The organism is Rhodococcus sp. 2H158, assembly GCF_053764755.1.
In genome coordinates, this window is record NZ_JBSNCE010000014.1 from 87420 (window position 1) to 112883 (window position 25464).

General features: G+C 70.3%; 21 protein-coding genes. 14 read left to right on the plus strand and 7 right to left on the minus strand.

The genetic code is table 11. The annotated features are described in order from the left end of the window. The first annotated feature begins 347 nt into the window (after positions 1-347). The 13 genes from ACWPOB_RS15580 to atzF all read left to right on the plus strand — a co-directional run bounded on the left by ACWPOB_RS15580 (position 348) and on the right by atzF (position 16484). Positions 348-1496 carry a globin domain-containing protein gene (locus ACWPOB_RS15580; RefSeq protein ID WP_100056216.1) on the plus strand — a complete coding sequence of 383 codons (1149 nt, stop codon included), beginning with the start codon at positions 348-350 and terminating at the stop codon, positions 1494-1496. 59 nt (positions 1497-1555) lie between these two features. Then, positions 1556-2968: an acetate metabolism transcriptional regulator RamB gene (gene ramB / locus ACWPOB_RS15585; RefSeq protein ID WP_100056215.1), complete on the plus strand. Its 1413-nt coding sequence runs from the start codon at positions 1556-1558 to the stop codon at positions 2966-2968. A gap of 171 nt (positions 2969-3139) precedes the next feature. After that, on the plus strand, positions 3140-4054 hold the full coding sequence (locus tag ACWPOB_RS15590; protein WP_455401361.1) for a hypothetical protein: 915 nt from the start codon (positions 3140-3142) through the stop codon (positions 4052-4054). Between the two features lie 262 nt (positions 4055-4316). Further along, positions 4317-5585 carry an urea ABC transporter substrate-binding protein gene (urtA, locus tag ACWPOB_RS15595; RefSeq protein ID WP_455401362.1) on the plus strand — a complete coding sequence of 423 codons (1269 nt, stop codon included), beginning with the start codon at positions 4317-4319 and terminating at the stop codon, positions 5583-5585. A 37-nt stretch (positions 5586-5622) separates the two neighbouring features. Next, positions 5623-6507: an urea ABC transporter permease subunit UrtB gene (urtB, locus tag ACWPOB_RS15600; protein ID WP_006932965.1), complete on the plus strand. Its 885-nt coding sequence runs from the start codon at positions 5623-5625 to the stop codon at positions 6505-6507. Continuing rightward, positions 6507-7625, plus strand: coding sequence for an urea ABC transporter permease subunit UrtC (gene urtC, locus ACWPOB_RS15605; RefSeq protein ID WP_455401363.1), 1119 nt, complete (start codon positions 6507-6509; stop codon positions 7623-7625). The genes urtB and urtC overlap by 1 nt, the downstream gene beginning before the upstream one ends. After that, entirely contained in the window at positions 7622-8404 is a 783-nt protein-coding gene (gene urtD / locus ACWPOB_RS15610; protein ID WP_455401364.1) for an urea ABC transporter ATP-binding protein UrtD, read from the plus strand. Before urtC ends, urtD begins: the two co-directional genes overlap by 4 nt. A 1-nt stretch (position 8405) precedes the next feature. After that, the gene (gene urtE / locus ACWPOB_RS15615; protein ID WP_100056212.1) at positions 8406-9098 is read left to right on the plus strand and encodes an urea ABC transporter ATP-binding subunit UrtE; all 693 of its coding nucleotides are present in this window, start codon (positions 8406-8408) and stop codon (positions 9096-9098) included. Next, entirely contained in the window at positions 9098-9787 is a 690-nt protein-coding gene (locus tag ACWPOB_RS15620; RefSeq protein ID WP_100056211.1) for a GntR family transcriptional regulator, read from the plus strand. The genes urtE and ACWPOB_RS15620 overlap by 1 nt, the downstream gene beginning before the upstream one ends. Positions 9788-9792: 5 nt before the next feature. Beyond that, positions 9793-10323 (plus strand): carboxymuconolactone decarboxylase family protein, encoded by a 531-nt coding sequence (locus ACWPOB_RS15625; protein ID WP_100056210.1) that lies wholly within the window; start codon positions 9793-9795, stop codon positions 10321-10323. Between the two features lie 70 nt (positions 10324-10393). Then, entirely contained in the window at positions 10394-11089 is a 696-nt protein-coding gene (locus ACWPOB_RS15630) for a GntR family transcriptional regulator (protein WP_455401365.1), read from the plus strand. A 53-nt stretch (positions 11090-11142) separates the two neighbouring features. After that, positions 11143-14760, plus strand: a complete 3618-nt coding sequence (uca, locus tag ACWPOB_RS15635) for an urea carboxylase (RefSeq protein WP_455401366.1) — start codon at positions 11143-11145, stop codon at positions 14758-14760. After that, positions 14757-16484 carry an allophanate hydrolase gene (gene atzF / locus ACWPOB_RS15640; protein ID WP_455401367.1) on the plus strand — a complete coding sequence of 576 codons (1728 nt, stop codon included), beginning with the start codon at positions 14757-14759 and terminating at the stop codon, positions 16482-16484. The genes uca and atzF overlap by 4 nt, the downstream gene beginning before the upstream one ends. On the opposite strand, the gene ACWPOB_RS15645 is transcribed toward atzF, so the two are convergent. After that, positions 16444-17379, minus strand: a complete 936-nt coding sequence (locus ACWPOB_RS15645) for a hypothetical protein (protein ID WP_455401368.1) — start codon at positions 17377-17379, stop codon at positions 16444-16446. The genes atzF and ACWPOB_RS15645 overlap by 41 nt on opposite strands. A gap of 159 nt (positions 17380-17538) precedes the next feature. After that, the gene (locus tag ACWPOB_RS15650; RefSeq protein ID WP_455401369.1) at positions 17539-18387 is read right to left on the minus strand and encodes an SDR family oxidoreductase; all 849 of its coding nucleotides are present in this window, start codon (positions 18385-18387) and stop codon (positions 17539-17541) included. Positions 18388-18502: 115 nt separating this feature from the next. On the opposite strand from ACWPOB_RS15650, the gene ACWPOB_RS15655 reads away from it, so the two are divergent. Continuing rightward, entirely contained in the window at positions 18503-18883 is a 381-nt protein-coding gene (locus ACWPOB_RS15655; RefSeq protein WP_455401370.1) for a winged helix-turn-helix transcriptional regulator, read from the plus strand. 9 nt (positions 18884-18892) lie between these two features. On the opposite strand, the gene ACWPOB_RS15660 is transcribed toward ACWPOB_RS15655, so the two are convergent. From ACWPOB_RS15660 to ACWPOB_RS15680, 5 genes are all read right to left on the minus strand, one after another. After that, positions 18893-20302, minus strand: coding sequence for a fatty acid desaturase family protein (locus ACWPOB_RS15660; protein WP_455401371.1), 1410 nt, complete (start codon positions 20300-20302; stop codon positions 18893-18895). Between the two features lie 16 nt (positions 20303-20318). Continuing rightward, the gene (locus tag ACWPOB_RS15665; protein ID WP_455401372.1) at positions 20319-21416 is read right to left on the minus strand and encodes a ferredoxin reductase; all 1098 of its coding nucleotides are present in this window, start codon (positions 21414-21416) and stop codon (positions 20319-20321) included. A 150-nt stretch (positions 21417-21566) separates the two neighbouring features. After that, positions 21567-22970, minus strand: a complete 1404-nt coding sequence (gene lpdA, locus ACWPOB_RS15670; RefSeq protein WP_100058218.1) for a dihydrolipoyl dehydrogenase — start codon at positions 22968-22970, stop codon at positions 21567-21569. Between the two features lie 212 nt (positions 22971-23182). Continuing rightward, positions 23183-24022, minus strand: a complete 840-nt coding sequence (locus tag ACWPOB_RS15675; RefSeq protein WP_100058217.1) for an SDR family oxidoreductase — start codon at positions 24020-24022, stop codon at positions 23183-23185. A gap of 105 nt (positions 24023-24127) precedes the next feature. Beyond that, positions 24128-25444: a wax ester/triacylglycerol synthase domain-containing protein gene (locus ACWPOB_RS15680; RefSeq protein WP_455401373.1), complete on the minus strand. Its 1317-nt coding sequence runs from the start codon at positions 25442-25444 to the stop codon at positions 24128-24130. Positions 25445-25464: the final 20 nt, after the last annotated feature.

Genomic DNA, 25464 nt, shown 5'->3' on the forward strand with positions numbered 1-25464 from the left:
TTGGCGCGTCCAACGAACCCGGCCCGGACCCCGATAGCTACCCGTCGGTAGCAATCACCTCGGCGTTGTTCCCCCGGCGGGCGCACCGCCCGGCAGCCGCCGACACCCCCGCACCCGCGGCCCACCAGCGACGGAGCCGCGGATCACCGCAGGGATTGTGACGAGTTTCACATCCGAAGATCCGGCAAATCGGGAAGTCGCCCCGGTCGAATCGGGGGTCGACCAAAATCGCTCGACTACCATGTGCGCGTTGACCAGTCGGGGCCGGTCGCGCCGCTCGGGCGTGCCCACTCCCCACTCGCACACGAGTCGAGGAGGGCGCCATCCTTTCCGCCACGTCGAAGCCGGTGATCGAGGCCACCCTCCCGGTCGTCGGCGCCCACATTGGCCAGATCTCCGAACTGTTCTACGAGAAGCTCTTCGCGGCCGCGCCGTCGCTGCGGACCGACCTGTTCAACCGCACCAATCAGGAGAACCGGGAGCAGCAGAAGGCGCTCGCGAGCTCGGTCGCCGCCTTCGCGACGCTGCTCGTCACCGAGGACGCCGCCGACATCGACGCGATCATGGCCCGGATCGCCGCCAAGCACGCCTCGCTCGGCGTCCAGGCCCCCCACTACGACGTGGTCCGGCACCAGCTGTTCGCCGCGATCGGCGAGGTGCTCGGCGACGCGGTCACCCCCGAGGTCGCCGCGGCCTGGCGCGAGGTCTACACGCTGATGGCCAACTCGCTCATCGAGCAGGAGGCGGCGCTCTACGACAAGGCCGGTGTCCGGCCCGGTCAGATCTGGCGCGTCGTCGTGGTCACCGACGTCCAGTTCGACGGCGCGGAGGTCGCGACCCTGACCCTGCGCTCACCCGACGGCAGCCCGCTTCCGGATTTCCTTCCCGGACAGTACATCTCCGTCGCGACCACCCTGGGAGACGGCACCCGGCAGATCCGCCAGTACACCCTCGTGCGCAGCCACGTCCCGGGTGAGTGGGCCGTCACCGTCAAGCGGGTCCCGGGCGGGATCGTCTCCCAGCTCCTCGTCGGGGGCGTCGGCATCGGCACCGAGCTCGTCGTCTCGCATCCGTTCGGCAGCCTCGTCGTCGAGGACGCCGACGCTCCCCTGGTGCTGATCTCCGCCGGCATCGGCATCACCCCGACGCTCGCGGCGCTGCAGCACCTGGCGGCGCACCGCTCCGAGCGCGAGGTCCTCGTCGTGCACGTCGACCGGTCCAGCTACGACCATGCGCGGCGCGCCGAGACGCAGGCCCTGGTCGACCGTCTACCGCGGGCCCGCATGCTGACCCGCTACTCCGAGTTCGAAGAGCTCCGCGAGGACGGCCACACCCCGCTCGACGGCGTCGAGTTGCCGAAGGATCCGCAGGTGTACGTGTGCGGTCCCGTCCCGTTCATGCGGTCGATCCGGCAGACGTTGCTCGGCGCGGGAGTATCGCCCGACGCCGTCCACTACGAGGCCTTCGCGCCGGGGTCCTGGCTGGGGCTCGAGTAGAGCGCTAACGTTGCGAACCTGTCGTTGCAAAGCTGTGTAGACGCTCGTACGCTGGGCTGATGCCAAAGACGTTCGTCGGCGCCCGCCTGCGCCAGCTGCGCACCGAGCGGGGGCTCAGCCAAGCGGCGCTGGCCAAGACCCTGGAGATCTCGGCCAGCTACCTCAACCAGATCGAGCACGACGTGCGGCCGCTCACCGTACCGGTCCTGCTGCGCATCAGCGAGGTCTTCGGTGTCGACACCACGTTCTTCTCGTCCCAGGACGACACCCGGCTCATCGCCGAGATGCGGGAGGTGGCCCTCGACCAGGAGATGGGCATCGACGCCGACGCCCAGGAGATCGCCGCGATGGTGTCGGCGCACCCCGGGCTGGCGCGGGCCATGGTCAACATGCACCGGCGGTTCCGCAACACCACCGCCCAGCTCGCCGCCGCCACCGAGGACCGCTACAGCGACGGCAGCGGCAGCGGCACCATCACCATGCCGCACGAGGAGGTCCGCGACTACTTCTACCAGCGGCAGAACTACCTGCACGACCTCGACACCGCCGCAGAGGAACTCGCCACCCGGATCCGCTTCCACCGCGGCGACATCTCCGGCGGCATCATCAAGCGCATGGAGACGGTGCACGACGTACAGCTCGTCCGTCGCGTCGACCTCGGCGAGAACGTCCTGCACCGGTTCGACCCCGCCACGCGCGTCCTCGAGATCTCCGCGCGACTGTCGGGCGGCCAGCAGGTGTTCAAGCTCGCCACCGAGCTCGCCTACCTCGAGTGCGGGGAGCTGATCGAGAAGCTGGTCGCCGAGGGCGCGTTCACCAGCGAGGCCTCCCTCGCCCTGGCCCGCCACGGCCTCGCCAACTACTTCGCCGCGGCGATCATGCTGCCGTACGCGCAGTTCCACGAGATGGCCGAGGACTTCCGATACGACGTCGAGCGGCTCTCCGCCTTCTACGCCGTCAGCTACGAGACCATCGCCCACCGGCTGTCGACCCTGCAGCGGCCGAAGCTGCGCGGCGTGCCGTTCTCGTTCGTCCGCGTCGACCGGGCGGGCAACATGTCCAAGCGCCAGTCCGCCACCGGCTTCCACTTCTCCACCAGCGGCGGTACCTGTCCCCTGTGGAACGTGTACGAGACCTTCGCGTACCCGGGCAAGATCATGACCCAGCTCGCGCAGATGCCCGACGGGCGTCGCTACCTGTGGGTCGCCCGCACGGTCGAGCGCCGCGCCGCCCGCTACGGCCAGCCGTCGAAGACGTTCGCGATCGGCCTCGGCTGCGAGTTGCGCCACGCGCACCGCCTCGTCTACGCCGACGGCCTCGACCTCGACGACAGCAACCCCGGTACCCCCATCGGTTCCGGCTGCCGTGTGTGTGAGCGGCTGAACTGCCCCCAGCGCGCGTTCCCGCCCCTCGGGAAGGAGCTCGTCATCAACGAGCACCAGAGCTCGGTGTCGCCCTACCTCATCAAGTGACACCCGCGCGACGGCCGGACAGCCGCGCGCCCAACCGACCGCGCGGATGCCCGGAGACGGCGCGGCAGTGCGTCATCGATTTTCTCCACAACCGGACGATCGCTCCCCAGATCCGGTCCGGAGCGCGGAGTTCACGCCGAAGGGTCCCTCCGTCGGGGCACCGTGTTCGCCATGACCGACCACACCCCGATCACGCGGCGCGACGCTGTCCGCTCCGGGCTCACCGAGGACGAGATCCGCCAAGCACTGCGCACCGGCGCCCTCGAGCGTCTCGACGCAGGCGTCTACCTGCCCAGGGAGATCGCAGCCGACCTCGACGACGCCGGCCGGCACCTGGTGCGCGTACGCGCGGCCGCCGCCAAGCTCGGCCCCGAGGCCGTGATGAGCCACACCTCCGCCGCCGTCGTGCACGGGTTCGCTCTATGGCGTCCGGACCTCACGCTGGTCCACGTCAGTCGGAATCGACGCTCCGGCGGCCGTCGCACCTCCCAACTACACGTGCACGCAACACCTTTCGTACGAAGCGATGTGGAGATCGTGGACGGGATACGGGTGACCTCAGCGGCGCGCACGATCGTCGACACGGCACGCTGCCTGGATGCCGACCGTGCAGTGGTGCTGGGCGACTCTGCACTGAGGCTGCGGCCTGCGGCCCACGCCGCACTCCCGGCCGCCTTGACAGCAGCCGACACGCGAACCGGAATTGCAGCGGCTCGACGAATGTGCGCATTCCTGGACGGACGAAGCGAGAGCCCGGGCGAGTCGATCAGCCGCCTCCGCATTCGGGCGGCAGGTCTGCCCGACCCGGTCCCGCAATTCGAGATACGGACAGCCGGTGGCGCATTCGTCGCGCGCACCGACTTCTTCTGGGAGGAGTTCGGCGTCGTCGGCGAGTTCGACGGCATGGGCAAGTACCGGTCCGCGGACCCCGGCGCAAGCGCCGAGACGGTGCGTCGCGAGAAGTTTCGTGAAGACGCGATCCGGGCACAGGGATACGAAGTGGTGCGCTGGACGTGGTCGGAACTCTTCCACTTCGACGACGTTCGTGCGCGAATCGACGCCGCCGCCCGTCGTCGCTGGCGGTAGGTCGTCCGGAAACCCGCACGGCGGCAGGACAGCCGCGCGATGAAAAGAGCGCGCCGCTGTCCTGCGGAGGCGCGGATACATCCGGACCTCGGCGTGTGCGCGTTCGGAAATCGAGCCGTAACACGGGTCACGAACTCGTCACCGCAGGACATTCCCACGCAACACCGGCCGCCTACTCTTCGGTCCACGGATACAGCGCTGTATACGCAGCCCGGATACACCGGGCCCCGTCCGGCTCCCACCTTCGAAGAAGGGCACCTCCATGCCAGTTGCCACGTCCAAGTTCGCCAAGCGCGCCGTCGCCGCGCCGGCCGCGCTGGCCGCCGTCGGCCTCGTGCTCAGCGCCTGCGGCAGCAAGGCCACCGACAGTACCGACGCTGCCGGGTCCGCCTCGTGCGTCGACACCGCCGGCGACACGATCAAGGTCGGTTCGCTGAACTCGCTGTCCGGCACCATGGCGATCTCCGAGGTCACGGTGCGCGACTCGATCGCACTGGCCGTCGAGGAGATCAACGCGAACGGCGGCGTTCTCGGCAAGCAGATCCGGATCGTGGCCGAGGACGGCGCGTCGGAGCCGACGGTGTTCGCCGAGAAGGCCGAGAAGCTGATCAGCTCCGACTGTGTGGCCGCAGTGTTCGGTGGGTGGACGTCGTCGAGCCGCAAGGCGATGCTGCCGGTGTTCGAGGACAACAACGCGCTGCTGTACTACCCCGTGCAGTACGAGGGCCTCGAGTCGTCGCCGAACATCTTCTACACCGGCGCCACCACCAACCAGCAGATCGTGCCGGCGCTGGACTACCTGAAGGAGAAGGGCGTCAAGTCCCTCTACCTCGTCGGCAGCGACTACGTCTTCCCGCAGACCGCGAACCGCATCATCCGCGCGTACGCCGAGGCCAACGGCATCGAGATCAAGGGTGAGGACTACACTCCGCTCGGGTCCACCGACTTCTCCACGATCGTCAACAAGGTCCGCACCGCCGACGCGGACGCGGTGTTCAACACCCTCAACGGCGACTCGAACGTCGCCTTCTTCCGCGAGTACTCCAACGTCGGCCTCACCGCCGCCGACATGCCGGTGATCTCGGTGTCGATCGCCGAGGAGGAAGTGGTCGGAATCGGGGCGCAGAACATCACCGGCCAGCTCACCGCTTGGAACTACTACCAGACCGTGGACAGCCCCGAGAACAAGGCCTTCGCCGACGCGTACAAGGCGAAGTACGGTGCGAACAAGCCGACCTCCGACCCGATGGAGGCCGCGTACGCCTCGGTGTACCTGTGGAAGAACACCGTCGAGAAGGCGGACTCGTTCGCCGTCGCCGACGTGCAGGCCGCGGCCGACGGCGTCTCGTTCGACGCACCGGAGGGCACCGTCACGATCGACGGGGACAACCACCACATCACCAAGACGGCTCGCATCGGCGAGATCCGGGGCGACGGACTGATCTACACGGTGTGGGAGTCGAACGGCCCGATCGAGCCGGACCCGTACCTCGAGAGCTACGACTGGGCCGCCGGCCTGTCCGGCAGCTGACCACCGTGACCGGGAAGCCGACGAGAAGGGAGGCGACATGGATGTCGTTGTAGGACAGTTGTTCACGGGCCTGAGCATCGGTTCGATCCTGCTGCTGGCAGCGCTGGGCCTGTCGCTGACGTTCGGGCAGATGGGCGTGATCAACATGGCCCACGGCGAGTTCATCATGGCCGGCTCCTACACCGCGTACGTGGTGCAGCAGGTGGTCTCGGCCGCCGGGGTGTCCCTGCTGGTGTCGCTGCTCGTCGGTTTCCTGGTCGGCGGCGTGATGGGGGTGCTGCTCGAGGTCACCCTCATCCGCCGCATGTACCACCGCCCGCTCGACACCCTGCTGGTGACCTTCGGCGTGGGCCTGCTGCTGCAACAGGCCGCCCGCGACATCTTCGGCGCACCCGCCGTCAACGTGGTTGCGCCGCAGTGGCTCTCCGGCGGCGTGGAGATCCTCGGGGCGGTGGTGCCCAGGACCCGGCTGTTCATCCTCGCGCTCGCCGTGGTGTGCGTGGTGATCCTGATCGCGGCGATGAAGTTCACCCCGATGGGCCGGCGCATCCGGGCCGTCGTGCAGAACCGCGACCTCGCCGAGACCGTGGGCATCTCGTCGCGGCGCACCGACATCACCACGTTCTTCCTCGGCTCCGGCCTGGCCGGCCTGGCCGGGGTGGCGCTGACCCTGATCGGCTCCACGAGTCCCACCATCGGCCAGTCCTACCTGATCGACGCGTTCCTGGTGGTCGTCATCGGCGGCCTCGGACGGATCGAGGGCGCCGTCATCGCGGCCGTCGCGCTCGGCCTGCTCAACTCGTTCATCGAATACTCCACCACCGCCTCGATCGCGAAGGTGATCGTCTTCGTGCTCATCGTGATCTTCCTGCAGGTCCGGCCGCAGGGCCTGTTCGCGGTCAAGACAAGGAGCCTGGTCTGATGCCTGCCCCGACACGTCTGCCGGCGCTCACCCGACCCGGACCGGCCCGCACGTGGGCCGGGTTCGCACTCGCCGCACTCGTTCTGTTCGCCCTCGCCCCCGCCGTGCTGTCGGACTTCCGCCTGAACCTGCTCGCGAAGTTCCTGTGCTTCGCGATCGTCGCCGTCGGCATCGGTCTCGCGTGGGGCCGCGGCGGCATGCTCACCCTCGGCCAGGGCGTCTTCTTCGGCCTCGGCGCCTACCTCATGGCGATGCACCTGAAGATCGCCGACGCCGGCCTGCGTGGCGACACCGTCCCGGACTTCATGCAGATCGCCGGCATTCGCGAATTGCCCGGCTACTGGGCGCCGTTGGCCTCTCCGCTGGTGACGATCGTCGCGATCCTGGTGCTGCCCGCCCTGGTGGCGGTGCTGCTCGGGCTCGGCGTGTTCAAACGCCGCGTCAAGGGCGCCTACTTCGCGATCCTCTCCCAGGCCCTGACCGCCGCATTCGCGATCCTGCTGATCGGCCAGCAGTCGATCGGAGGATCGAACGGGCTCAACCGCTTCCGCAGCTTCTTCGGCCTGTCCCTCGCCGACCCGGCCAACAAGCGGATGCTGTTCTTCGTCGCCGCGGGTGTCCTGCTCGCCGTCGTCGCGCTCACCCGGCAGCTGATGTTCTCCCGCTACGGCGAGCTGCTCGTGGCCGTGCGCGACCAGGAGGAGCGGGTCCGCTTCCTCGGCTACGACCCCGCCAACGTCAAGGTCGTCGCCTACGCCGCGGCGGCCTTCTTCGCCGGCATCGCCGGGGCGCTGTTCGTGCCCATCGTCGGCATCATCTCCCCCGCCGACGTCGGCATCGTCCCCTCCATCGCGTTCCTCATCGGCGTCGCCATCGGCGGACGCACGACCCTGCTCGGCCCGGTCCTCGGCGCCATCGGCGTCGCGTGGGCCCAGACCGCCCTGTCGGAGAACTTCCCCTCGGCGTGGACCTACGCCCAGGGCCTGCTGTTCATCGTCGTCATCGGGTTCTTCCCCGCCGGCCTGGCCGGGCTGGCGACGTTGCGCCGGCGACGCACCCGCACCGGCCCGGCGCAGCCGATTCCCGAACCGACCACGACGATGGAGCCGGTGAGATGACCGAACCCCACTACGGCGGCAACGCCGGCATGTCCAGCGAGTACCTCGAGATCCGCGACCTGCGGGTCAGCTTCGACGGCTTCACCGCCGTCGACGGTGTGGACCTGACCCTGTTGCAGGGCGACCTGCGCTTCCTCATCGGCCCCAACGGCGCCGGCAAGACCACCCTCGTCGACGCCGTCACCGGCCTGGTGCCGGCCACCGGGTCGGTCACCAAGTCCGGCATCGAACTGCTCGGCGAGAAGGTGCACAAGATCGCCCGCCTCGGGGTGGGCCGCACCTTCCAGACCGCGTCGGTGTTCGAACAACTCACCGTGCTGCAGAACCTCGACATCGCCGCCGGCTCCGGCCGCTCCCCGTGGTCGCTGCTGCGCCGCCGCACGACGGTGCTGCCGCAGATCGAGGAAGCCCTCGAGACGATCGGCCTGACCGACCTGCGCGACGTGCCCGCCGGCATCCTCGCGCACGGGCAGAAGCAGTGGCTCGAGATCGGCATGCTGCTCGTACAGAACTCCGACGTGCTGCTGCTCGACGAGCCGGTCGCCGGGATGAGCCACGACGAACGCGAGGAGACCGGGCAGTTGCTGCGCCGGATCGGGGCCCAGCGCACCGTCGTCGTCGTCGAACACGACATGGACTTCATGCGCGCCTTCGCCACCTCGGTCACCGTCCTGGCCCGGGGCCGGGTCATCGCCGACGGCACCGTCGAAGAGGTGCAGAACAACCCCCAGGTCCAGGAGGTCTACCTGGGCACCACGACCACCGCGCAGGAGGCCTGACATGCTCGAGCTCGTCGATGTGCGCACCGGCTACGGCCGCACCGAGATCATCCACGGGGCCACCCTCACCGTCCCCGCCGACGGGGTCGTCGCCGTCATGGGCCACAACGGGGCCGGCAAGACCACCCTGCTGCGTGCCGCCGTCGGCCTGCTGCCCACCACCTTCGGCAGGATCCTGTTCGACGGCGAGGACGTCACCGCGTTGCGGCCGTCCGCGCGCGTCGCCCGCGGTCTGGCCTACGTCCCCCAGGGACAACAGTCCTTCGGCCAGCTCACCTGCGCCGAGAACCTGCAGGTCGTCGCCGACGGGCGCAGACGCGGCAAGCAGCTCGTCGCCGAGATGCTCGACCTGTTCCCCGCCCTCGTGCCGCTGCTGGACCGACGCGCCGGCCTGCTCTCCGGCGGCCAGCGCCAGCAGCTGGCGATCGCCCGCGCCCTGATCACCGAGCCCCGCATGCTCATCCTCGACGAACCCACCGAAGGCATCCAACCGTCGGTCGTCGCCGAGATCGAGAACACCATCGTCGAACTCAGCCGGCGCGGCGACCTCGGGGTGCTGCTCGTCGAGCAGCACATCGGCTTCGCCCTGCACGCCGCCCAGCGGTACTACGTCCTCGAATCCGGTCGCATCACCGCCACCGGCGACGGCGGCACGGACGCCGCCGGCACCGTCCGCGCCGCCATGGCGATCTGATGAGCGCCGGTGGCACGCGGCGCGACCGGGTCTACCGGGCGCTGCGTTCGGACCTGATGACGGGCGTCCTGCCGCCGGACGCACGGCTCGGCGAGGAACGCCTCGCCGAGCAGTACGGGGTCTCCCGCACGCCGGTGCGGGAGGCGCTGGCGCGGCTGGTGTCCGACGGGCTGGTCGAGCGGCGCGAGCAGGGCCTGTTCCCGTACCGGCCGCGCTTCGACGACCTCGCCGATCTGTACGAGCTGCGGACCACGTTGGAGCTGCGCGGGATCCGTCGCGCGCTGGCCGATCCGTCGATCCGGCACGATCCCCACGTGCTCGGCGCCGAGCTCGACCGGTGGTATGCGCTGCGCCGTGACCTGCCCGAGCCGGATGCGGGCTTCGTCGGGCTCGACGAACAGTTCCACCTGGCGTTGCTGGCCTCCGCCGGCAATCCGGCCCTGTGCGACGCGCTGGCCACCGTGAACGCGAAGGTGCGGCCCGTGCGCATGTTCGACTACCTGACGCACGACCGGATCACGGCGACCGTCGACGAGCACATCTGCGTGGCGGAGTCGGTGCTCGCCGGCCGTCTCGAGGACGCCCACGCCCAGCTCCTCGCCCACATCGACACGTCCCGGGCGGTGGTGGTGCAGCGTGCCGAGCAGGCCCGGACGATGGCCCGATTGGCGCGCGCCGTGCGAGACTGACCGGCATGTCACCTCGCATCCGGCCCGGACGGTTCAGGGAGCTCGGCCCGCTCAACTGGGCTACCTGGCGCGTGCTCTCGACGGTGGCCGGCACGAAGGACGCGCACCTGTTCAGCACCCTGGGCCGCACCGGTGGCCTGTTCCGCGGCTGGCTGCACCACTCCGGGAAGCTCATGCCGTTCGGGCGGTTGCCCCGGTTCGAATCCGAACTGGTCATCCTCCGCGTGGCGCACCTGCGCGAGTGCGGCTACGAGATGGACCACCACACCCGGCTCGGCCGCCGCGCCGGAATCACGCCGGAGATCCTGCAGCGCATCCTCGAGGGGCCCGGGGCCCCCGGATGGAGCCCGCGGCACCGGGCGATGCTCGCGGCCGTCGACGAACTCGTCACCACCAAGGACCTCGGCGACGAGACGTGGAAGGCGCTGGCCGCTCACCTCGACGACCGGCGGATGATCGAATTCTGCCTGCTGATAGCGCAATACGACGGCCTGGCCACCACCATCGGCGTGCTGCGCATCGAGCGGGACTTCTGAGAGTTCTTCCTAACCGCCGCTTTACCGCGGGCAATCTCGGCGAAACACGACGTCCATAGCGTATACAGCTATGTCGACACGTACGGATACAGCCACGGCGCAACCGCTCCGGACGCGGGTGTACCGGGAACTGCGCACCGAGCTGATGAACGGCTCGATCCCGGTCGGTGAGCGGCTGACCGAGCCGAAACTGTCCGCGCGCTTCGGCATCTCCCGCACCCCGGTCCGGGAGGCCCTCGCGATGCTGTGCGCGGACGGCCTGCTGCGCCGCGAGGAGTACGGATTCTCTCCGGTGCCGCCGAGCATCCCCCGCATCCGCGACCTCTACGAGCTGCGGATCACCCTGGAACTGCAGGGCATTGCGCGGGCGATCGACAATCCCGATGTGCGGCACGACCGCGCCGCCCTCACCGCCGAACGCGAACGGTGGGTGCGCCTGTCCGCCGACCCGCCCCAGCAGGAACCGGGCTTCGTGGTGCTCGACGAGGAGTTCCACGTCGCACTGCTCGCCGCATCGGGCAACGCGGAACTGGCCGGCTCGCTCGAGTCGGTCAACTCCCGGATCCGGCACGTGCGGATGTACGACTTCATGGTCAACAGCCGGATCGAGACGTCGATCGCCGAGCACCTCACCATCGTCGACGCCGTGCTCGGCGACGAGCTCGAGCGTGCCCACCGGTTGCTGCACCGGCACATCGGCGAATCCCTCGCAGTGGTGCTCGACCGGGTGACCCGCGCCGTCACCGCGATGTCGTTCGCTCACTGACATCCGGTTCCGCCCCCATACCTTCCTCTTCTCCGTCACCGAAGGAGCCTGTCGTGACGTTCGCTTTCGACACCCTGCTCGTCGCCAACCGCGGCGAGATCGCCTGCCGGATCATGCGTTCGGCGCACACACTGGGGCTGAAGACCGTCGCCGTGTACTCGGATGCGGACGCGTCCGCCGCGCACGTCGAAATGGCGGACATGGCCGTGCGCCTCGGTCCCGCCCCGGCCGCGGAGTCGTACCTGCGGGCAGATCTGGTGATCGAGGCGGCCCTCTCGACCGGTGCCGGCGCAGTCCACCCCGGGTACGGGTTCCTCTCGGAGAACGCGGAATTCGCGGCTGCCTGCGAGGCGGCGGGCATCGCGTTCATCGGGCCCACGCCCGAGCAGCTGCGGGTCTTCGGCGACAAGCACACCGCTCGCGAGGCGGCGCGCGCCGTCGGCGTCCCGCTCGTCGAGGGCAGCGGCCTGCTCGGGTCCGTCGACGCCGCCCTCGCCGCGGCCGAATCCGTGGGATACCCCGTGATGCTCAAGGCCGTCGGCGGCGGTGGTGGCATCGGCATGCAGGCCTGTCACACCCCCGACGAGCTGCGGGACGCGTACGAGCGGGTGCAGCGCCTCGCGTCCGCGAACTTCTCCTCGTCGGGCGTGTTCCTCGAACGGTTCGTCGCACACGCCCGCCACATCGAGGTGCAGGTGTTCGGCGACGGCCGCGGCCGCACGATCAGCCTCGGCACGCGCGACTGCTCGCTGCAGCGACGCAACCAGAAGGTCGTCGAGGAGGCGCCCGCCCCGAACCTGCCCGACGCGGTCGTCGAGGAACTGCTCGCGTCGTCGCGCCGGCTCGCCTCGTCGGTGAGCTACCGCTCCGCCGGCACCGTCGAATTCGTCTACGACGTCGAACGCGGCGAGGCATCGTTCCTCGAGATGAACACCCGCCTGCAGGTCGAGCATCCGGTCACCGAGGAGGTCACCGGTGTGGACCTGGTCGAGTGGATGCTGCGGCTCGGCCGGGGCGAGACCGAGATGCTCGACGCGCTGCCCGACGGCGGCCCGCGGATCACCGGTCACGCCGTGGAGGCGCGCGTGTACGCGGAGGACCCGGGGCACGATTACCGGCCCAGCGCCGGACTGCTCACCGCCGTCGAGTTCCCGGCCCACACCCGCGTCGAGACGTGGGTGGACACCGGCACCGAGGTGAGCTCGTTCTACGATCCGATGCTCGCCAAGATCATCGTGCGCGGCGAGTCCCGGCGCACCGCGTTCGCGGCGCTCACCGAGGCGCTCGACGACACCCACCTGTACGGCGTGCAGACGAACCTGCCGCAGCTGCGGCGCATCTGCACCGCCGAGCCGGTGCTCGAGGCCGCACACACCACCGCGACGCTGCGGGACGTGCGGGCGACGGGCCACCGCATCGACGTGCTGCGCGCGGGCACCATGACCACGGTGCAGGACTTCCCCGGCCGGATCGGTCTGTGGGAGGTCGGCATTCCGCCGTCGGGCCCGATGGACGACCTGTCGATGCGCGCGGCCAACGGCGCCGTCGGCAACCCGGAGGGGGCACCGGCGCTGGAATGCACGCTGCAGGGCCCGCGCCTGAAGTTCTCCGATCCGACACTCGTGTGCGTCACCGGCGCCCCGGTCGTCGCCACCGTCGACGGGGTGCCCGTGCCGATGTGGGAGCCCGTGGAGGTGCCGGCCGGCGGCGTGCTCGACGTCGGCGCCCCGGCCGAGCAGGGCCTGCGCACCTACGTCGCGGTGCGGGGCGGGCTCGACGCCCCGCTCTACCACGGCAGCGCCTCGACGTTCACCCTCGGCGGCTTCGGCGGCGTCACCGGTAGAGCCGTGGCCACGGGTGATGTGCTCGGCGTGGCGGAGTCCCCCGCCCCTGCCGGCCCCGCACCCGTACCCTTACCCGTACCCGTGGACCGTCGCCCGGAGTTCACCCACACGTGGCATCTCGCCGTCACCGAGGGTCCGCAGCCCGCACCGGCCTACTTCACCGAGGACGACCTGGCCCAGTTCTACGACACCACGTGGACGGTGCAGTCCCACGCGAACCGCACCGGCATCCGCCTGGACGGCCCGAAGCCCACCTGGTCGCGGACGGACGGCGGCGAGGCCGGGCTGCACCCGTCGAACCTGCACGACAACCCCTACTCGGTGGGCGCGCTCAACGTTTCCGGCGACACCCCGATCCTGCTCGGTCCGGACGGCCCGAGCCTGGGCGGGTTCGCCTGCCCGCTCACGGTCGTCTCCGGTCACCGCTGGAAGATGGGGCAGATCCGGCCCGGGGATTCGGTGCGGTTCGTCCCCGTGACCGACGAGGCGGCGGTCGAGCTGCGCGGCGCGGCCGCCCGCGCCCGCGACGTCCCGCCCGTGGCGCGGCCCGCCGCGCTCGACGGCGGCCGGCTGGCCGGTACCCCGGCGTTCCTGGACCGTCCCGAGGTGGTGTACCTGCGCGGCGGCGACGACAACATCCTCGTCGAGTACGGCGACATGGTGCTCGACCTGGGGTTGCGGATGCGGGTGCACGCCCTGTCCGAGGCGCTCGCGGCCGTGCGTCTGCCGGGGATCGTCGACGTCACGCCGGGGGTGCGGTCGCTGCACGTGCACTTCGACCCGGAGGTGCTGCCCCAGCACCGCCTGCTCGGGACGCTGCAGGACCTCGAGACGGAACTGCCGGCCACCCACGATCTGGTGGTGCCCAGCCGCACCGTCCGGCTGCCGCTCTCGTTCGACGACCCGTCGATCTCCGAGGCGATCTCCCGCTACCACAGCGGTGTGCGCGACTCGGCGCCGTGGCTGCCGTCGAACACCGAGTTCATCCGGCGCATCAACGGACTCGACTCGGTCGAGCAGGTCCGGGACACGGTGTTCGACGCCGAGTACCTCGTCCTCGGCCTCGGCGACGTATATCTCGGTGCGCCCCTGGCCGTTCCGCTCGATCCCCGGCACCGGCTCGTGACGACGAAGTACAACCCGGCGCGTACGTGGACCCCGTCGGACGCCGTGGGCATCGGCGGGAAGTACCTGTGCGTCTACGGCATGGAGTCCCCCGGCGGCTACCAGCTGATCGGCCGGACGGTGCCGATCTGGTCCGGGTACCGGCAGGCCGGCCCGTTCGAGGACGGCAAGCCGTGGCTGTTCCGCTTCTTCGACCGGATCGTGTGGGAACCGGTGAGCCCGGAGCAGCTGCTCGAGTACCGCGCCGCGTCCCTGGCGGGCCGGTTCGACGCCGAGGTCTCCGAGGGCACGTTCGCCCTCGCCGACCACCTGCGGTTCCTGGCGGAGAACGCCGAGTCCATCGACGCGTTCCACGAGCGTCAGTCCGCGGCGTTCGAAACCGAGAAGCAGGCGTGGCACGCGGCCGGTGAGTTCGACCGGACCGAGCCGGCGCCGATCGAGGTGGTCGAGCCCGTCGACCCGCTCGCCGGAATGCCGGCGGGATCGGTCGTCGTCGAGGCCCCCATGGTCGGCAACGTCTGGCGGGTCGAGGTGGCAGAGGGCGAACGGGTCGCCGCCGACGACACCGCCGTCATCCTCGAGGCCATGAAGCTGGAAATGCCCGTGCCGGCAGCCGTCGAAGGGACCGTCCTGAAGGTCCTCGTCGGGCCGGGCGCGAAAGTCGCCCCCGGCACCCCCCTTCTCGTGATCGGAGCAGCATGAGCATCGTTGTGGAAAATGGACTTTCGGCTGCGCCGTCGTCGAGCAGGGCCCGAGCGGAGGCGGCGCTGCGCCGCCTCGGCGAGGTGGACCGGCCCGAGGTGTGGATCGCGCTGCGGCCGGCCGCGGATGTGCTCGCCGACGCCGACGCCGTGGACGCGCGCGTCGCGGCGGGCGAGGACCTGCCGCTCGCGGGCCTGATCGTGGCGGTGAAAGACAACGTGGACGTCGCCGGCATACCCACCACGGCCGGCTGCCCCGAGTTCGCCTACACCCCCACGGACACCGCGTCGGGCGTCGCGCGCCTCGTCGATGCCGGTGCGGTGATCCTGGGCAAGACCAACCTCGACCAGTTCGCCACCGGCCTCGTCGGCACCCGCAGCCCGTACGGGGCGGTGCGCTGTTCCTGGGATCCCGAACGCATATCGGGCGGATCGAGTTCGGGCTCGGCGACCGCGGTCGCGCTGGGCATCGCGGACATCGGGATCGGCACGGACACCGCGGGTTCCGGCCGGGTCCCGGCCGCGCTGCAGGGACTGGTGGGCATCAAGGCCACGCTCGGCGTGATCCCGGCCCACGGCGTGGTGCCGGCGTGCGTGGACTACGACTGCCTCACCGTGTTCGCCACGTCGCTCGACCTGGCCGTGACGGCGGCGAAGGTGATGGCCGGGCCGGAACCGCGCGACCCGCGCAGCCGGAGGTGGCCGTCGGATGTGCCGTTCGCCGCGCCGTCCACGCCGCGTGTGGCGGTGCCGCGCGCGGAGAACCTCGTCGAGTTGTGCGACGAGTATCGAGAGGCGTTCGCGCGCACCGTCGCCGCAGGGCGTGCGGCGGGACTCGAGGTGACCGAGGTCGACGTCTCGCCGCTGCTGGACGCGGCGACACTGCTCTACGACGGTGCCGTCGTCGCGCAGCGGTACGCGGCCGTCGGGGAGTTCCTGGCGACGAGCCCCGCCGGGGCGGATCCGACGGTCGCGGCGATCGTCGCGGCCGCGGAGCGCCCCGCGGCGCACGAACTGGTGGCCGATCTCGACACCCTGACCCACGCCAAGGCGTTCGCGGCGGACCTCCTCGACGGATTCGCCGGGCTGCTGCTGCCCACCACCACCGAGCATCCCACGATCGCGGCGGTACAGTCCGACCCGATCGGGATCAACCGGCGGATGGGCACGTTCACGAACTTCTGCAATCTGCTCGACATGGCCGCGGTCGCGGTACCGGGTGCACCGACCGCCGAGGGCCACCCCTTCGGGGTGATGTTCGTGGTGCCGGCCTTCGCCGACCAGGTCGCCGTGGATCTCGCGGCGCGGTTGACGGGCGTCGCCGCGCCGGGATTCGCCTCCGGCGGGGTCGAGCTGGCGGTGTTCGGGGCGCACCTGCGCGACCAGCCATTGCACTTCCAGCTCGAGGAGATCGGTGCCCGGTTCGTCGAGGAGGTCCGCACGTCCGACGCGTACCGCCTGACGGCGCTGAACACCACTCCCCCGAAGCCCGGTCTCGTCCGCCACGGCGCCGGCCGGGGCGCGCCGATCGCCGGCGAGGTGTTCCGGGTCTCGGAGGCCGGCCTGGGCCGGTTCCTGGCCGCGCTGCCCGCGCCGATGACGCTGACCAGCGTCGAACTCTCGGACGGGCGGTGGGTCGTCGGATTCGGTTGCACGCACGACGCCGCGGCGGACGCCGTCGACATCACCGAGTTCGGCGGCTGGGTGGCCTACCGGACTCGCTGAATTCCCGCGTGGATCTTCGAGCGACGGCCCGGGCGAACCTCCGGGCGACGACCTCGAACCGCTCCAGGTCGGCCCATGTCCACCGCACGACCTCGAAGCCGAGGTCACGCAGAGCGTCCTCGCGGTGCTTCTCGGCGACGAGGTCGCGGCGGTCGGCGTACTTCCCGGCACCGTCGAATTCGCCGACGACGCCCTGCGATTCCCAGAAGAAGTCGACGCGGTACCGGCGCCCGTCCCGAGCCGCGACCTCGTGTTGAAGGGCAGGTACCGGCAGGCCGAATCGCGCCATGCGCAGGCGCGACACCGACTCCCCGACACTCTCGCTCCGTCCGTCGAGCAGGTCCACGACGGCGGCGGCCCGGGACACCCCGGTGCGGTGACGGGCCGCGGCGAGAACTGCGGGCAACCGGTCGCGGGCGGCCGCATCGGCACGCAGTCCGGAGTCCCCGGCGACGACCGCCTCCTCGAGTGGCAGCGACCGGCCGAGGTCGACGATGGTGCGCGCCACCGAGGTGACGCGGACACCGTCGAGCGTGACGACATCGCCGTCGCACCAGTCGGTTGCATGGACGTGGAGGTACGTGACCCTGCGCCCACTCGCGGACGTCCGCGAGACGTGTACGCGGCGCAGATCCGCGTTCCACACGTCCAGGCCCAGCAGGACGGCGGCGGACACGTGGCTGAGCGCATCCCCCGGGCGGAGACCCGACCCGACGTGCCGTGCCAGGACCCGGTGCCGGCCGGTGTCGTCGAGCGGGCCGTCGTCCGCCCGCCGCAGATACACGCCCCGTTTCAGCGCGACGAGGTCGCCTGTCCGCAGCGCGGCCCGGAGCCGGTCGTCGGTGACACCCTGCGCCAGCAGATCCCGTCTGGTCAGGGCTGTGGGATCGGTCATGGACCGAGCGTGGCGCATGCGCCGCGTCGAGCCGGCGCAGATCGGGACGCACCGGCACATCTGGGGATGAAGCGGCCGCCTGTGGACAACCTGGATCCGCTCGCGGAGCCGGAATCTGCCCATGCTGTGTCGTGGGCGGATTCCGGTTCACCGTGTGGATTACCGGCTCAGCACCGTGGCCACCGGCGTGCTCGGGCGTCCGATGAGCCGCTGCAGGTCGCTGCTGTCGGTGTCGAGGGCGCCGACGGCGATGCCCGCGTCGGAGTCTGCGAGGATAGCGGCCATCGGAGCGGGCACCCCGGCGCTCTCGAGGACCTTCGTGTACTCGTCCCGGGGCAGGTCCTTGTAGGCGACGGGCGCGCCGACGATCCCGGACAGGACGTCGGCGAGTTCCACGTAGGTGAGGCGCTCGTCGCCGCCGAGTTCGTAGATCCGGCCGGCGTGGTCGCCGGCGAGCAGCACAGCGGCGGCGGCCTCCGCATAATCCTTGCGGGCGGCACCGGCGACGCGGCCGGTGCCGGCGGCGCCGAACAGGGCGCCGGTCGCCTTCGCCGTGTCGACGACCGCGGCATAGTTCTCCCAGTACCAGCCGTTGCGCAGCAGCACGACGTCCAGCCCGGAGGCGGCGAGCAGGTCCTCGGTGGCCTTGTGCTCGGCGGCCAGGGCCAGGGGGCTGCGCTGCGCGTCGAGGACGCTGGTGTAGGCCACGAGGCCGACCCCTGCAGCCTTCGCGGCCTCGATGACGTTGGTGTGCTGCGCAATCCGCCGACCGACCTCGCTACCGGAGATCAGCAGGAGCTTGTCGACGCCGGCCAGGGCGGCGACGAGTGCGTCCCGGTCGGCGTAGTCGGCGACGCGCACCTGCACGCCCCGGGCGATGAGGTCGGCAGCCTTCGCGGCGTCGCGGACGATCGCGACGACGTCGGACGGCTCGGCACCGCGGTCGAGCAGGGCGGTGACGACGTGGTGGCCGAGGTGGCCGGTGGCACCGGTGACGGCGATGGTCATGAGATCTCCTCGAGAACGGAAGTCGGGAACACCGCCATCAAATCACTTACTAATCGTAAGTGCAACCACTTCAGTAAGTACATCACGTAGTGTTCGTGCATGTACGCTGGGAGGCGTGACGACGGATCCCGCACTCGAAGCGAACGTGTTCGCCCGGGCGTGCACGTCCCGGCAGGTCCTGCAGAACGCGACCGGCCGCTGGGGCGTGCTCGCCCTGGCCGCCCTGAGCGAGGGCCCGCACCGGTTCGGTGAACTGCGCCGACACGTCGACGGGGTGAGCGAGCGCATGCTGTCCCAGACGCTGCAGCAGCTCGAGCGCGACGGCCTCGTCCACCGGCGGGTGGAAACGACCATTCCGCCCAAGGTCGAGTACAGCCTCACGCCACTCGGCGCGCAGGTCGCCGAGCACCTGCGTGCCCTCATCGGGGTACTCGAGTCGAGTATGACGGAAGTGCTTGCGGCACAAGCGGAGTACGACCGGACCCATCGGCCGTAGCAACGATCGTCAGCGCGGCGGCGGTTCGACCTCCACACCACCGTGCTCGTGCTCCGGGCCCGCTGCGGGGTGGTCCGCGGGCAGTCGGCTGCGGAACCGGGCGGCCTCGCTCGTCGCCGGCTTCCGTGACGACGGATCGTCCGCGCTGCGGTACGGACCGGGCTTCGGCCGCGGCTTGCCGCCGGGGAGCGCGAGGCGCAGGATCGTCCGGTGCACGGTGCCCCACTGCCTGGACAGGGGCCCGGTGTTGTACGGCAGTCCGTAGCGCTCGCAGATGTCCTTCACCTCGGGCGCCACCTCGGAGTACCGGGTGCTCGGCATGTCGGGGTAGAGGTGGTGTTCGACCTGGTAGCCGAGGTTCCCGCTGATCACGTGGAACAGCGGACTGCCCTCGATGTTGGCCGCACCGACCAGCTGGCGGACGTACCATCCGCCGCGGCTCTCGTTCTCGACCTCCTTCCGGCTGAAGGTGTACGTCTGGTCCGGGAAGTGGCCGCAGAAGATGATCGCGTGCGACCACACGTTGCGGATGATGTTGGCGGTGAAGTCCGCCGCCAGGGTGGCGAGGAACGTCTTCTCCACGCCCGGCAGGACCTTGTCGAGCACGTCTGCGACGAGGTCCGCCCGGCGGCCGGCCGCGCGGCCACGCCCGAGGCGGCCGAGTCCGCGCAGCCGGCGCGCGATCCGGGAGGTGGCCGGCTGCGGCATCCGGCCGCCCGACAGCAGCGCCGCGGCGGCGAACGCGCCGGCGGAGACCAGGGGCCAGCCCACGTAGTCCTTGACGAACTGCCGCCGCGCCTTGCCTGCGATGCCCTTCAGTTCCTCGAGCACCTGCGCCGGGGTCTTCTCCCCCGCCCACAACGCATCGAGATCGAGGTCGTGCAGCGCCACGCCCCACTCGAAGAACGCCATGAGCAGCACGTTGTAGAACGGCTGCGCCAGGTAGACCGGATGCCACTTCTGGTGCGGGTCTATCCGCATGATCTCGTACCCGAGATCCTTGTCCTTGCCGCGGATGTTGGTGAAGGTGTGGTGAATGTAGTTGTGGGAGTGCTTCCAGCCTGCCGCGGTCGACGCGGTGTCCCAGTCCCACACCGACGAGTGGATGTCCGGATCGTTCATCCAGTCCCACTGCCCGTGCATCACGTTGTGGCCGATCTCCATGTTCTCGAGGATCTTGGCCATGCCGAGGCATGCGGTGCCCGCGACCCACGCCGGCTTGGACGCCGAGCCGAGCAGCAGGGCACGGCCGGCGACGGCGAGCTGTCGCTGCGTCGCGATCACCGTCTTGATGTAGCGGCGGTCGCGCTCCCCCAGGTCGGCGTAGACCCGGTCGTGGATGGCGTCGAACTCCTTCGCCAATGCCTCGAGCGTTTCCTCGCTCAGATGCGCGAGCGGACTTTCGATCTCCGTCGTCATCTCGCGTTCCTTTCGTTCACAGCTCGATTTCGATGTCGCCTTCGGCGGTGTGGATGCATGTGCGGACCGCGGCGCCGACGGGTTCGGCGACCTCGTCCGTGCGCAGGTCCCGCACCTTGCCGGACCGCAGCGTGCCCACGCAGGTATGGCAGATCCCGATCCGGCATCCGTACGGAAGCTGCAGGCCGGCCTTCTCGCCCGCTACCAGGATCGGCGTGCCGCCGTCGCATTCGACGTCGGCCTCGCTGTCGAGGAAGTGAACCGTGCCGCCCTCACCCGATCCCGCATTCCCGCCGATGATCGGCTGGAAACGCTCCATGTGGAGTTTTTTCGGATCACCGTGGTCGTTCCAGTGCTCGACGCACGCATCGAGCATCTCGCCGGGCCCGGAGCAGAACGCCTCCCGCTCCCGCCAGTCGGGGCACAGCTCGTCCAGATCGGCCGGCGTCATGCGGCCCTGCTCCGCGGTGAGCCGCAGCACCAGGCGGAACCCGGGACGACGCGCGTCGAGGTCGCGCAGCACGGACGCGAAGATGACCTCGTCGGCGGTACGGGCCGAATGGACCAGGACGACGTCGTCGAGGGCGTCGCGGTGGTCCAGGCTGCGCAGCATGCTCATGATCGGCGTGATACCGCTACCGGCACTGACGAACAGCATCTTCCCCGGCAGCGGGTCGGGCAGGGTGAACACACCCTCGACCTCGCCGAGCCGCACCACGTCGCCGGGCCGGATCCGGCGCACCAGGTGCGGCGAGACCACGCCGCTCTCGACGACCTTCGGGGTGACGCTGATCAGCCCGTCCTCGGGCTCGGGATCGGAGGTCAGCGAGTAGGCGCGCCAGTGGTAGACGCCGTCGATGATCACCCCCAGCCGCACGTACTGGCCGGGACGGTGCCCCCGCCACTCGTACGCGGGACGGATCAGCACGGACGCCGCACGGGAACCTTCGGGCACCACCCGCTCCACCCGGCCCCGCAGCTCCCTGGTGGTCCACAGGGGATTGATCATCTCGAGGTAGTCGTCGGGACGAAGGGGGGTGAACAGGTGTCGCACGGCGCGCAACATCATCCTGCGCACCGGATGCACCTCGGGTCGCGCGCCACGTTCCGCCATGGGGGGAAGGTACCCCGCGTCACGGGTATCGAATCAGGTTTCGTCTCCGAAGACGACGACAGCCCGCGGCGACGTTTCGGTCGCCACGGGCTGAAGCCGGTACATCCGAACGGGGATCTGCCCGTGCGGAGGCTCTTCGACGCGCTGAGATCAGAAGTTGATCATGTGCCCTGCGAGGCCGTGGATGGCCTCCTGCAGCGCCTCGCTCAGCGTCGGGTGGGTGTGGACGTTGCGGGCCAGTTCGTTGACCGTCAGGTCCCACTTCTGCGCGAGGGTCAGCTCGGGCAGAAGTTCGGAGACGTCGGGGCCGATCAGGTGGCCGCCGAGCAGTTCCCCGTGCTTGTTGTCGGCGATCAGCTTGACGAAGCCGTTGGGGTCGCCGAGGCCGTGGGCCTTGCCGTTCGCGGTGAAGGGGAAGGTCGCGACCTTGACGTCGTAACCCTCGTCGCGCGCCTGCTGCTCGGTCAGGCCGAAGCTGGCGACCTGCGGCTGGCAGAACGTCGCGCGCGGCATCATCCGGTAGTCGTCGAAGGTGAGGGTCTCGGCGCCGCCGATGGTCTCGGCCGCGACCACGCCCATCGCCTCGGCGACGTGCGCCAGCATGAGCTTGGCGGTGACGTCACCGATGGCGTAGATGTGCGGCACGTTCGTGCGCATCACGTCGTCGATGGCGATGGCGCCGCGGTCGGTGAGGGCGACACCGGTGTTCTCGAGGCCGAAGCCCTCCACGCGCGGGGCGAACCCGACCGACTGCATGACCTTGTCGACGACGACGGACTCGACGTTGCCGGACTTGTTGTCCTTGATCGCGACGGTCACCTTGTTGCCGTCGTCGTCGATCGACTGCACCGCGGCACCGGTCATGATCTTCACGCCGAGCTTCTTGTACGCCTTCGCGATCTCCTTGGAGATGTCGGCGTCCTCGTTGGGCAGCGCACGGTCGAGGAACTCGACGACGGTGACGTCCACGCCGTAGTTGGCCAGCACGTAGCCGAATTCCATACCGATGGCGCCGGCACCGACGATGAGGATCGAGCCCGGCAGCTCACGGGTGAGGATCTGCTCCTCGTAGGTGACGACGTTCTTGCTCAGCTCGGTGCCGGGCAGCAGCTTGGTGACCGAACCGGTCGCGATGATCGCGTTGTCGAACGTCACCGTCTCGGTTCCGCCCTTATTGAGCTCGACCGAGATGGTGTTGGCATCGACGAAGGAACCCGCACCGTCGTATTCGGTGATCTTGTTCTTCTTCATCAGGAAGTGCACGCCCTTGACGCGGCCGTCCGCGACCTTGCGGCTGCGGTCCACGGCGGCGCCGAAGTCGAAGGACACGTCCCCGGACATGCCGAACGTCTTGGCCTCTTTCGTGAAGAGATGCGCCAGTTCGGCATTGCGGAGAAGCGCCTTGGAGGGAATGCAGCCCACGTTCAGGCAGACACCACCCCAGTACTTCTTCTCGATGATGGCGGTACTCAGTCCCAGCTGTGCCGCGCGGATAGCAGCGACGTACCCACCGGGACCGGCTCCGAGGACAACGACGTCATAGTGTGAGGTCACGAACAAACAGGGTAGACCTGCCGCTCCGGCGTGTCTGCGGATGGTCCGGTTACTTGCCGGTAGCCCCGACATGCGGCACGAATCGGGCAGGCGCACGGCGTCGAGCGGGGGATCACCGCGGCCAAGAGGACGCTGCCGCGGCGAGGGGGACACTGCCGCGACGAACATCGAGAGCCGCCCGCGACAACCGCCCCCTCGGGCGCAGCGCTGACTCAGCGGCGGAAGCTCCGCATCCGCTGCACGTACCGCAGCACCTTCCGCACCGGCACCGGCCGCGGCCAGTCGACGGCACGGAACCACGCCTCGCTGCCGCCGTCGACCACCACGACGGAGCCCACGAGGAAGTCCGCGGCCGGCGAGAGCATGAACTCCACCCACTCGGCGATCCGGTCCGGATCACCGAACCCGCCGATCGGAACCGGAAAACTCCTGACCCGCTTACCTTCCGGGCTCGCGAGCTGAGTCTCGAGCAACGGAGTCGCCACCGCGCCCGGCGCGAGGACGTTCAGCCGGATCCCCGACCCCGCCCAGTCCGGGGTCACCGCGTTCCGGCGTGCCCAGTGGGTGACGGCGATCTTCGACGCGGCGTAGGTGAACGGGGCGGCCGCCGGCCGGATCCGGCCCGCCCGCCGCACGCCCTTCTCCAGGTCACCCGCGAGAAACGCCCGCACCGCCGACATCGGGACGGCCGGGGTGGTGGTCGTCGAATTCGACCCGAACACGACGACCTTGCTGTTGCCGGTCGCGGCGAGCGCCGGCCGCCACCCCTCGAGCAGCTCGATCACGCCCCGGACGTTGACCTGGGCAATGGCCTGTTCCTTGCCGGGCACCGGACCGAGGCCCGCGGCGAGGACCGCACCGTCGAGCCGGTTCCCGACCCGCTCGAGGGTCTGCCGCACCGCGTCGGAACGTCCCGCCGGGGTCGAGAGGTCGGCGACGACGTCGCCCTCCTTCAGATCGATCCCGATCACCGTGTGACCGGCTGCCCGCAGCCGATCCGCGGCGGCCCGGCCCATCCCCGACGCCGCACCGGTCACCGCATACACACCCATCGTCACTCCCTCGTCGATCCGGTTCCGACCGGCACGCTACAGTCGCAACCGCCCCGAACCAAGCAGTTGCTCGACAGCGCCCGGGGCGGTCCGGGCGCACCTTCCCTACGCGCGCGCCACCTGCGCGACGGCGGCACGCAGCACGGTCCCGTACCGGTCCAGTTCCCCGGGCTCGATCACCTGCGGACTGGTCGTGACCGACAGCGTGACCACGTCGCCGATCCCGTGCACGCCGTGGGTCAGTCCCATGACGGGCGACAGGCCCGGGAAACCGGCGGTGAAGCGCACGACGGCGCCACCGAGCACCAGATCGCCCGCGCCGCGGTACACGCTCGACACGACCGTGTTGCCGGTGACGGTCCGCGGCACCGCGCCGAAGTCGGCGCGGGCGAGCCCGAACCGCAGCAGCGGTGCCGGGACGTGCGCGAGCGGACGATCCCGCAGATCCATGGCCGGATGCGTGATCCGTCGCCGCCGCTGCGCCAGGTCGTCCGCGATGGCCGCGGCGCGTTCACGGGGATCGCGCACGTGCGCGAACAGCCGGACGCCGGTGCTGCGGTAGGCGTTGCGCGACAACCTGTTTCCAGAGACAGCGACGGGCACCTCCGCGCCGAGCCGGTCGGCCGGGAAGTCGCCGAGGAACTCGGCGAGCGCGGACCCGATCGCGGTCAGCGCACCGACGGTCACGGTCCCCACCGTGCGCAGGTCCGTCGCCGGGCACACGATCGTCCGCACCGCGCGCCGCGGGCCGGGGTCGGTGTTCACGGCGCTCGGCGGGCATCCCGGGGCCGGCGGCGGGACGGCCGGATCGGCCAGTTCGCGTTCGGCGCGGCCCGCGCGGGCCCCCGTCACCAACAGCGAGCCCAGCTGGATCGGCACCCGGGCCGCGGCTCGCAACAGCATCACCGGCACCGACGGCGCCTCGGGCCCGGCCGGGGCCCCGTCGCCGGCGAGGGCGGTGCCGGACAGCAACGCCCGGGCCAGGGCGGACGCGCGGGTACCGTCCGCGAAGGCGTGCGAAACCTGCAGCACGACAACGGTTGCGGCCGTGGTGCAGCGCGGTGCCCCCGTCACGCCGGGCAGCAGGTGCAGCCGCCACGGCGAGGCCCGGATGTCGAGCCGGTCGGTGAGCAGCTCACCGAGAGCCTCCTGCACGCCCGGCCAGGACGGATCCGGCAGCCGGTGCACGACGAACCGGTCGGCGCCGACGGGCCCGGCCGCCCAGTACGGATAGTCCAGATCGCCCGGCACCGCCACGGCGTGCAGCCGCAGCTCGGCGACGGCCGACGCCCGTCGCCGCAGCTCCGCCACCAGGCGGTCCGGGTCGCCGGCCGGCCCCTCGAAGCAGAACAGCAGGAACTGGTCGCCGCGGACGCGGTCGTCGAGCCAGTCCCGCTGGGCGTCGGAGGGGTGGAGCTGCATGCCGCCAGTGTGGCGGGTGG